This is a genomic window from Amycolatopsis kentuckyensis (assembly GCF_002155975.1).
GTDB classification, from domain to species: domain Bacteria; phylum Actinomycetota; class Actinomycetes; order Mycobacteriales; family Pseudonocardiaceae; genus Amycolatopsis; species Amycolatopsis kentuckyensis.
This window is the reverse complement of sequence record NZ_MUMI01000200.1, coordinates 1-10,231: the sequence shown is the minus strand read 5'-3', so window position 1 is coordinate 10,231 and position 10,231 is coordinate 1. Positions and strand designations below refer to the sequence as shown.

Here is a 10,231-nt window from a genome sequence, read left to right as displayed (position 1 = left end):
GATCTCGACCGCGGCCCGGCCGCCCACTCCCGCGTCGACCTCGTCGAACACCAGGGTCTGGACCGTGTCCGCGTGCGCCAGGACCACCTCGATCGCCAGCATCACCCGCGACAGCTCACCGCCCGAAGCGGCCTTGTGGACCGGCAGCGGCGGTGCGCCGTCGTGGGCGCGCAGCAGCAGTTCGACGTCGTCGACGCCGTCCGCGCCCGCGTGCACCGCGCGGCCGTCGATGGTCAGGGCGTGCGTGTCGCCGTGCTCGGCCGGGCGCTGCTCGACCGTCACCTCGATCGCCGCCTGGCCCATCGCCAGCCCGGACAGCTCGCGGGTGATCTCCGCGGCCAGCTCGGCCGCCGCCGTTTCGCGTGCCCCCGAGACCTCGGCCGCGTGCGCGGCCAGCTGGATCGCGAGCTGGTCGCGGCGCAGCGCCAGCTCGGCGAGCGCCTCCTCCGAGGTGTCCATGGTTTCCAGCCGGCGCCGGGCGTCGTCGGCCCAGGCGAGCACGCCGTCGACGTCCGCCGCGTACTTGCGGGTCAGCCGCTTGAGGTCGGCCTGGCGGGCCAGCACCTTCTCCAGCAGCGCCGGGTCGGCGTCCAGCGTCTCGACGTAGTTGCCCAGTTCGGCCCCGACGTCGGAGAGCAGCACCGACGCCTCCTCCAGCCGCGGCGCCAGCTCGCGCAGCACCGAGTCCTCGGATGTCGAGAGCCGCCGCAACGCCTCGGAGACCAGGCCCATCGCGCCTGGGGCGTCCGGGTCGCCGTCGGGCGAGCCCGAGACCGCGACGTGCGCCTCGGTCGCCGCCGCGCGCAGCTCGTCGACCGCCGCGAGCCGCTTGATCTGCGCCGTGAGCTCGGCGTCCTCGCCCGGCTCCGGGGCGACGGCGTCGATCTCGGTCAGCCCGTGCTTGAGCAGGTCGGCCTGCTGGGCCATCTCCCGCGAGCGCGTCGACCGCTCGGTCAGCTCGGCGATCACCGCCAGCCACTCCGCCCGGACCTCCTGGTACGCGCGCAACGGCTTCGCCACCGCGTCACCGGCGAACCGGTCGATCACCGCGCGTTGCTCGGCCGGCCGCAGCAGCCGCAGCTGGTCGTTCTGGCCGTGCACCGCGATCAGCTGTTCGGACAGCTCCGCGAGCACGCCGACCGGCACGGACCGGCCACCGAGGTGGGCGCGGGACCGCCCGTCGACGGCGACCGCGCGCAGCGCGATCACGCTGCCGTCCTCGTCGACGTCCGCACCCGAGTCGGTGACGATCCGCTCGGCGCCTTCGACGCCGGAGTAGGTGAAGCGCCCTTCGACGAACGCCTTGAGCATCCCCGTCCGTACCTTGGACACCTCGGCTCGGCCCCCGGACAGCAAGTGCAGCCCGGTGACGACCATGGTCTTGCCCGCACCCGTTTCACCAGTCACGACGGTGAAGCCCGCGTGCAGTTCCAGCAGGGCGTCCTCGATGACTCCGAGGCCCTGGATGCGCATCTCGGCCAGCACGCCGCCTACGGTAGCGGCCACCACCGACACTCTGCGCGCCCGGGACCCCGGCGCGTCGCCGATATGTTCGAATGAATCGCTGAACGGTGCTTACTCGCAGGGGCGCGCGTGCCGCTCCCGCCAGCTCTTCACCGGCAGCGAGAACTTCTGGACCAGGCGGTCGGTGAACGGGCCGTCCCACAGCCGGACCAGCCGCACCGGCGTCTTGCCGCAGGTCACCCGCACCCGCGCGCCCGGCAGCAGGTCGATCGGGCGGGTCCCGTCGCAGGTCAGCACCGCGGACGAGCCGTCCGGGTCGATCCCGACGGTGATCACCGAGTCGCGGGAGACGACCAGCGGCCGGGCGAACATCGCGTGCGCGTTGCTCGGCACCACCAGCAGCGCCTGGACGTCCGGCCAGATGATCGGGCCGCCCGCCGAGAACGCGTACGCGGTCGAGCCGGTCGGTGTGGCGCAGAGCACACCGTCGCAGCCGAAGGCGGACACCGGACGGCCGTCGACCTCGATCAGCGCGTCCAGGACGCGCTCCCGGGTGCTCTTCTCGACGCTGGCCTCGTTGAGCGCCCAGGTGCGGGCGACCTCTTCGCCGTCGTGGGTGACCGTGACGTCGATGGTCATCCGCTCTTCGACCTGGTAGTCGCCGTCGACGACCCGCTGGACGGTGTCGGCCAGCGCGTCCGAGTCGGCCTCGGCGAGGAACCCGACGCGCCCGAGGTTCACCCCCAGCACCGGCACCCCGGCCGGGCGGGCCAGCTCGGCCGCGCGCAGCAGCGTGCCGTCGCCGCCGAGGACGAAGACCAGCTCGACACCGTCGGCGGGGTTGTCGTCCGGGTCGACGACGGTGCAGGTCGCGCCGACGCCGTGCTGCTCGGGGTTGATCAGCGCGCAGACGTCGTGCTCGGTCACCCGGATCCGGATGCCGGCCTTGGCGAAGCGCGCCGAAACCTCGCGCGCGGCTTCGCCCGTCGCGTCGCGATCGGGGTGCACCAGGAGGAGCACTTCACGTTCGGTGGTCATGCGGGCCCTTCCTCGACGGCGGTCCGGACGAGCCGCTCGGCCTCAGACCTGTTTACCGCGTCCACAGTGGACTCGGCCACGTGTTCTTTGTTCAGCCACACGAAGTATTCGACGTTCCCGGACGGCCCGGGCAGCGGGCTGGCGGTCACCCCGCGCAGCGCGAGCCCGAGTTTCGCGGCCTCGTCGATGACGGTGAGCACGGACTCGGCGCGCAGTTCCGGGTCGCGGACCACGCCGCCGCTGCCGAGGCGGTCCTTGCCCACCTCGAACTGCGGCTTCACCATCGGCACCAGATCGGCGCCTTCGCGCGCGCAGGCCGCGAGCGCGGGCAGCACGAGCTTGAGCGAGATGAACGAGAGGTCGCCGACGACGAGGTCGACCTGGCCGCCCAGGTCGTCGGGACTGAGGTTGCGGACGTTCGTGCGATCCATGACCACTACACGTTCGTCGGTGCGGATTCGCCAGTCGAGCAGGCCACGACCCACGTCGGCGGCGATCACGGTCGCGGCGCCGTTGCGGAGGAGGACGTCGGTGAAGCCGCCGGTGGACGCGCCGGCGTCGAGGCAGCGCTTGCCTTCGACGCTCAGGTCCGTGAACGCCGCGAGGGCACCGAGGAGCTTGTGGGCGCCGCGCGAGGCCCAGCCGGGATCGTCTTCGTCCTTGACGACGATGGGCGCGTCGGATTCCACGCCGGTGGCGGGTTTGCTCGCGACCATCCCGCGGACGGTGACCTTGCCGCCGGTGATCAGGGCCGACGCTTGTTCCCGCGACCGGGCGAGGCCGCGCCGAACCAGTTCCGCGTCGAGGCGGGCCCGCTTGGGCACGCCGATCAGACCTTGTCGATGCTGGACAGGGCGACCGTCAGCTCGGTGTGCACGGCGTCGAAGCGCTCGACGTGCTCCGCGAGCGGCAACGCGTCCAGGTCGTCCAGCCCGGCGACGGCTTCGTCGATGCCGGCCCGCGGGTCGGTCTGCTGCGAGAACGAACCGGGCGGCGGGCCCGGGACGGGAAAGGGGTGGTCCTGCACAGTGCAAACGGTATCAGTCAGGACAGTTTCGCCTTGGCGCGCTCGCCGAGTTCGGTGACGCCGGTCTCCCAGGCCGTGTGGCACAGCGCGCGGAGCAGGTCGAGCTCGTCGCCTTCGCCCGTCGCGGTCAACGTCTGGTTCTCGACGGTCACGGTCCAGCCCGGCCGCGGCCCGATCTTGAGGTCTTCGGCCCGCTCGGTCAGCGCCGTGAGGTCCTGCGCGAGGTAGGTGCCGCGCTCGGCGGGGATGGCCTCGATCAGCTGCCTCGGCGTCGCGACACCGGAGAGGACGACGAGGGAGTCGATGCCCGCGGCGACCGCACCGGCGATGTCGGTGTCGAGCCGGTCGCCGACGACCAGCGGCTTCTCGGCGCCCGCCGACCGCGCGGCGGTCTCGAACAGCAGCGGCTGCGGCTTGCCGGCGACCAGGGGTTCGACGTCGGTGGCGGTGCGCAGCGCGGCGACCATCGAGCCGTTGCCGGGCAGCAGGCCGCGCTCGCTGGGCAGGGTCGCGTCGACGTTGCAGGCGACCCACAGCGCGCCGGCCCGGATGGCCAGGCAGGCCTCCGCCAGCGCGGCCCAGGTGTTGTCCGGAGAGTGTCCCTGCACGACGGCCTGGACGCTCGGCGCGTTCTCCCGCACCGGCTTCAGCCCGGCCCCGGCGACCTCGGCGGCGAGCGACCCGGTGCCGACGACGAGGACCTCGGCACCGGCGTCCAGACGTTCCTTCAGCAGCTGCACACCGGCCTGGGCGCTGGTGTGCACCTCATCGGTCCCGGCGGGCATGCCGAGACCGGTGAGGTGCGCGACGACCTCGTCGGGCGCCTTGGAGGCGTTGTTCGTGACGAACCGGACAGGGGTGCCGTGCTCCCGCGCGGCCCGCACCGTCTCCGGGGCACCCGGGATCACCCGGGTGCCGTGGTAGACGGTGCCGTCGAGGTCGAAGAGGACCGCGTCGTAGGCCGCGAGGAGGGCGTCACTCATCGGTCGCTTCGGTGTCCTTTTCTCCGACGTTCTCGTTCGACAGGTCCGCGGCGCGCTCGGCGGCGTCGGTCTCGTCTTCGGCGTCGGCCTCGGAGGCGTTGAGGAACCACCGGATGGCTTCGTCCTTGCGCCCGACGGCCGCGAGGTTGTCGGCGTAGGCGTAGAAGAGGCGAGCGCTCCACGGGTCGCGCTTCTCGGCCTTGAGGTCGTCACCCTGCAGCGAGACGACGGCGGCGTCGAGCTGCCCGAGGTCCCGCCGCGCCCCGGCCGCGACGATCGCGAGCTCGACCTGGGTGGCCTTCGCGAGCTTCGCCGTGTCGACCTCCTTCGCGAGGTCGAGGGCCCGCTCGGGACGGCCGAGCGCGCGCTCGGCGTCGGCGATGATGGCGATGTGCTCGTCGCTGCGGGTCATCCGGCGGACGGCCCGCAGCTCGGAGAGGGCTTCGGACCAGTTGCCGGCGTGGTAGGCGACCAGGCCGAGGGCTTCGCGCACGATCGGGACGCGCGAGGCCTTGGCCTTGGCGTACTTGGCGTGCTCGAGGGCGGCTTCGGGATCGCTGTCGACCAGCCCACCGGCGGCGACGAGGTGCTTCCCGACGGTCTCGGCCAGGCCCTTCGGGAGGGTCCGCAGCTCACGGCGGACTTCCTCGTCGAGGTCGGAGAACTCGATGTCCTCGGGGAGCTCGGGCGCCTCGAGCAGTTCCCTGGCGAGGGCTTCGTCGTCGAGCGGCGCGCCGACCTTGGGCCGCGGGTCCCGGCGGGGACGGTCCTTGCGGTCGCCCTGGGGACGGCTGTCACGGTCGTAGCGCTTGCCGGAGTCGCGGAAGCCGCCGGTGCGCTCGCCGCGGTTTTCCCGGTTTTCCCGGTTCTCGCCGCTGACGCCACTGTCGCTGCGCGACTCGTCGCGGCGGTCGTCGGAGCGGAAACCACCCGTCCGGGCACCGCGGTCATCGTCACGACGGTCGCTGCCGGGCCGGCCACGGTCGTCGCGCCGCTGGTAGCCGCCACGCGAATCGTCGCGGCGCTCGCTGCCCCGGTCGTCTGACCGGAAACCACCGGTGCGGCCACCCCGGTCGTCGTCGCGGCGCTGGTAACTGCCACGGGAGTCGCTGCGACGGTCGCTGCCACCACGATCGTCGGAGCGGAAACCACCGGTCCGGCCGCCGCGGTCATCGTCGCGACGCTGGTAGCCGCCGCGCGAGTCGCTGCGGCGGTCGCTGCCACCACGATCGTCCGACCGGAAACCGCCGGTCCGGGCACCGCGGTCGTCGTCGCGGCGCTGGTAACTGCCACGGGAGTCGCTGCGGCGGTCGCTGCCACCACGGTCATCCGACCGGAAACCACCGGTCCGGGCACCCCGGTCATCGTCGCGACGCTGGTAACCGCCGCGCGAGTCGTCGCGACGGTCCCGGTCACCGGACCGGAAGCCACCCGTCCGGGCACCGCGCGAATCGCCGCCACGGTCCCGGTCGTCGGAACGGAAACCGCCGGTGCGGGCACCGCGCGAATCGCCACCGCGGCCGCGGTCGTCGGAACGGAAACCGCCGGTGCGGGCACCGCGCGAATCGCCACCGCGGTCCCGGTCGTCGGAACGGAAACCACCCGTCCGGGCACCACGGTCGCGGTCGTCCGAGCGGAAACCGCCCGGGCGGCTGCCTCGGTCGTCGTCGCGGCGGTTGTCCCAGCGGGGCTTGCGGTCGCCGTACGAGGACTTGCCCTGGGGGCGGCCGCCGCGGTCGTCGAAGCTGCGGCTCGGGCTGTCGTTGCGGGTGCCGGAGCGGCTGTTGCCCCGGTCCTCGTAGCGGCTGCCCGATCGGCCGGCGCCACGGTCTTCGTAACGGCCGCCGCCGGAGCGGCTCGGCCCGTCGGAGAAGCGGCTGCCGCCCGGCCGGCCGCCGGAGTCGCGGCTGCCGTGGCCGACCTTGCGGTCGTCGCGGTCGCTGCGGCCCTGACCTGCGTATCCTCCGCGCTGGTCGCGGTCGCGGGGACCGTCGCCACCGCGGAACGGCTTGCCGCCGCCGCGGACACCGCGGTCGTCACGGCGCGGACGTCCCTGGTGTGTGCTGTCGCGGCCGCCGCGGTCCTGCCGCGCGCCGCGCCGGTCTCCCCCGGAACCTTCCGATCGGCCCCGGGAGCCTTCGTCCCGGCGTGCCGACCGGCCGGACCCATCATCGCTTGAGTCTCGTCGACCGAACTCGGACACCTGGCCTCCTGCCATGGAAAAAATCTTGTTCTGGACATACGCGTACGGCCCGCTAGGGCAGCCAACTGGCTATCCTAACGGGCCGTACGGAAGGTAAGTTCGGCGGTGTCCTACTCTCCCACAACCCTTCGGTTGCAGTACCATCGGCGCTGTCAGGCTTAGCTTCCGGGTTCGGAATGGGACCGGGCGTTTCCCTGACGCTATAACCACCGAAACACTCCGAAACAACACACACCGTCACCGGTGTGGTGTTTCAGAACCGTAGAGTGGATGCGTAACATCTTTGTAGGCAAGTCCTCGGCCTATTAGTACCAGTCAACTCGACAACACATTACTGTGCTTCCATTTCTGGCCTATCAACCCAATGGTCTGTTGGGGGCCTTAACCCACAAAGGGGTGGGATACCTCATCTTGGAACAGGCTTCCCGCTTAGATGCCTTCAGCGGTTATCCCTTCCGAACGTGGCCAACCAGCCATGCCCTTGGCAGAACAACTGGCACACCAGAGGTTCGTCCGTCCCGGTCCTCTCGTACTAGGGACAGCCTTCCTCAAGTATCCTACGCGCGCGGCGGATAGGGACCGAACTGTCTCACGACGTTCTAAACCCAGCTCGCGTGCCGCTTTAATGGGCGAACAGCCCAACCCTTGGGACCTACTCCGGCCCCAGGATGCGACGAGCCGACATCGAGGTGCCAAACCATGCCGTCGATATGGACTCTTGGGCAAGATCAGCCTGTTATCCCCGGGGTACCTTTTATCCGTTGAGCGACACCCCTTCCACCAGGAGGTGCCGGATCACTAGTCCCGACTTTCGTCCCTGCTCGACATGTCTGTCTCACAGTCAAGCTCCCTTGTGCACTTGCACTCAACACCTGATTGCCAACCAGGCTGAGGGAACCTTTGGGCGCCTCCGTTACTCTTTAGGAGGCAACCGCCCCAGTTAAACTACCCATCAGGCACTGTCCCTGAACCAGATCATGGCCCGAGGTTCAGATTCCCAATTCGACCAGAGTGGTATTTCAACAACGACTCCACAGCCACTAGCGTGACCACTTCACAGTCTCCCACCTATCCTACACAAGCCGAACCGAAAACCAATACCAAACTATAGTAAAGGTCCCGGGGTCTTTCCGTCCTGCCGCGCGTAACGAGCATCTTTACTCGTAGTGCAATTTCGCCGGGCCTGTGGTTGAGACAGCCGGAAAGTCGTTACGCCATTCGTGCAGGTCGGAACTTACCCGACAAGGAATTTCGCTACCTTAGGATGGTTATAGTTACCACCGCCGTTTACTGGCGCTTAAATTCTCAGCTTCACCCCCGAAGGAGTTAACCGGTCCTCTTAACGTTCCAGCACCGGGCAGGCGTCAGTCCATATACATCGTCTTGCGACTTCGCATGGACCTGTGTTTTTAGTAAACAGTCGCTTTCCGCTGGTCTCTGCGGCCACCCACCCCTAGCCTGTAAAAAGCTTCAGGATGTTTGGCCCCCCTTCTCCCGAAGTTACGGGGGCATTTTGCCGAGTTCCTTAACCACAGTTCACCCGATCGCCTTGGTATTCTCTACCTGACCACCTGTGTTGGTTTGGGGTACGGGCCGTGCATGCACTCACTAGAGGCTTTTCTCGGCAGCATAGGATCACTCTACTTCGCCTCAAACGGCTACGCATCACGTCTCAGCCTATTGCCATGCGGATTTGCCTACATGACGGCCTACACGCTTACACCAGGACAACCATCGCCTGGCGGAGCTACCTTCCTGCGTCACCCCATCGCTTGACTACTACGAAATCAGGTCCCACGCTCCACAATGCCAACTAGGCCCGAAGGCTTCGCCGGCACGCTTCGGGTGGTTAGTATCAAACGCCTCGTCATGGGCGCACATGCTCGGGTACGGGAATATCAACCCGTTGTCCATCGACTACGCCTGTCGGCCTCGCCTTAGGTCCCGACTTACCCTGGGCGGATTAGCCTGGCCCAGGAACCCTTGGTCATCCGGCGGCAGAGTTTCTCACTCTGCATTCGCTACTCATGCCTGCATTCTCACTCCCACACCCTCCACGACTGGCTTCCGCCGCCGCTTCCCTGGATGCAGGACGCTCCCCTACCCATCCACACCACTAGACAAGGACTTCAAGAGTCCAAGCCGATGTATTGTATGAATGACACAGCTTCGGCGGTGTGCTTAAGCCCCGCTACATTGTCGGCGCAGGACCACTTGACCAGTGAGCTATTACGCACTCTTTCAAGGGTGGCTGCTTCTAAGCCAACCTCCTGGTTGTCTGGGCAATCCCACATCCTTTCCCACTGAGCACACACTTAGGGGCCTTAGCTGGTGTTCTGGGCTGTTTCCCTCTCGACGACGAAGCTTATCCCCCGCCGTCTCACTGCCGTACTCTAACACCACGGTATTCGGAGTTTGGTTGATTTCGGTAACCCGGTAAGGCCCCTAGACCATCCAGTAGCTCTACCCCCGTGGAGAAACATACGACGCTGCACCTAAATGCATTTCGGGGAGAACCAGCTATCACGGAGTTTGATTGGCCTTTCACCCCTACCCACAGCTCATCCCCTCAGTTTTCAACCTAAGTGGGTTCGGGCCTCCACGACGTCTTACCGTCGCTTCACCCTGGCCATGGGTAGATCACTCCGCTTCGGGTCTAGACCACGCGACTATATTCGCCCTATTCAGACTCGCTTTCGCTACGGCTACCCCACACGGGTTAACCTCGCCACGCAGCACTAACTCGCAGGCTCATTCTTCAAAAGGCACGCCATCACCCAATAGGCTCTGACGGCTTGTAGGCACACGGTTTCAGGTACTCTTTCACTCCCCTCCCGGGGTACTTTTCATCTTTCCCTCACGGTACTCGTCCGCTATCGGTCTTCAGGAAGTATTTAGGCTTACCGGGTGGTCCCGGCAGATTCACAGCAAATTCCACGAGCTCGCTGCTACTCGGGAACACCAAACAAACGATCAACGACATGTTTTCGCGTACGGGGCTCTCACCCACTCCGGCCGCCCATCCCAAGGCGTTCCACTAACATACGTGACCATTCCGAGGACTGTCAGATCCTCGACGCTGGGTCCCACAACACCGACTGCACAACCCCTGACAGGTATCACATGCAATCGGTTTAGCCTCTTCCGCTTTCGCTCGCCACTACTCACGGAATCACGGTTGTTTTCTCTTCCTGCGGGTACTGAGATGTTTCACTTCCCCGCGTTCCCTCCACACACCCTATATATTCAGGTGCGGGTAACACCACATCACTGGTGCTGGGTTTCCCCATTCGGAAATCCTCGGATCACAGCTCGGTTGACAGCTCCCCGAGGCTTATCGCAGCCTCCTACGTCCTTCATCGGCTCCTGAAGCCAAGACATCCACCATGTGCCCTTAACAACTTGACCACAAAGATGCTCGCATCCACTCTACAGTTCTCAAACACCACACCAGAAACACACAACGTTTCAGGGCGTAAGCCCTAAGGCGTGTTGCCTCAGGACCCAACAGTGTGC

5 protein-coding genes, 2 rRNA genes and 1 pseudogene are annotated in these 10,231 nt (G+C 67.2%); all 8 read right to left on the bottom strand.

The window, feature by feature from the left end:
* Positions 1 to 1,485, bottom strand: a pseudogene (gene recN, locus CCN39_RS20025) (DNA repair protein RecN); the annotation flags it as partial.
* A 90-nt stretch (positions 1,486 to 1,575) separates the two neighbouring features.
* Entirely contained in the window at positions 1,576 to 2,502 is a 927-nt protein-coding gene (locus tag CCN39_RS20020) for an NAD kinase (RefSeq protein ID WP_086844147.1), read from the bottom strand.
* Positions 2,499 to 3,326 (bottom strand): TlyA family RNA methyltransferase, encoded by an 828-nt coding sequence (locus CCN39_RS20015; protein WP_086844145.1) that lies wholly within the window; start codon positions 3,324 to 3,326, stop codon positions 2,499 to 2,501. Before CCN39_RS20015 ends, CCN39_RS20020 begins: the two co-directional genes overlap by 4 nt.
* Positions 3,327 to 3,331: 5 nt before the next feature.
* Positions 3,332 to 3,529 (bottom strand): hypothetical protein, encoded by a 198-nt coding sequence (locus tag CCN39_RS20010; protein WP_003079777.1) that lies wholly within the window; start codon positions 3,527 to 3,529, stop codon positions 3,332 to 3,334.
* Positions 3,530 to 3,546: 17 nt separating this feature from the next.
* Complete coding sequence (locus CCN39_RS20005; protein ID WP_086844143.1) at positions 3,547 to 4,512, bottom strand: HAD-IIA family hydrolase; 966 nt, start codon at positions 4,510 to 4,512, stop codon at positions 3,547 to 3,549.
* A complete protein-coding gene (locus tag CCN39_RS50740; protein ID WP_167455126.1) occupies positions 4,505 to 6,715 on the bottom strand; it encodes a hypothetical protein in 2,211 nt (736 codons plus the stop codon). The genes CCN39_RS20005 and CCN39_RS50740 overlap by 8 nt, the downstream gene beginning before the upstream one ends.
* Positions 6,716 to 6,812: 97 nt before the next feature.
* Positions 6,813 to 6,929, bottom strand: a 5S ribosomal RNA gene (gene rrf, locus CCN39_RS19995).
* Between the two features lie 71 nt (positions 6,930 to 7,000).
* Positions 7,001 to 10,123 (bottom strand): 23S ribosomal RNA (locus tag CCN39_RS19990).
* Positions 10,124 to 10,231: the final 108 nt, after the last annotated feature.

Excerpts from the sequence above, each read along its gene's own strand:
- CCN39_RS20020 (WP_086844147.1), bottom strand. The coding sequence starts at position 2,502 with ATGACCACCGAACGTGAAGTGCTCCTCCTGGTGCACCCCGATCGCGAC.
- CCN39_RS20005 (WP_086844143.1), bottom strand. The coding sequence starts at position 4,512 with ATGAGTGACGCCCTCCTCGCGGCCTACGACGCGGTCCTCTTCGACCTC.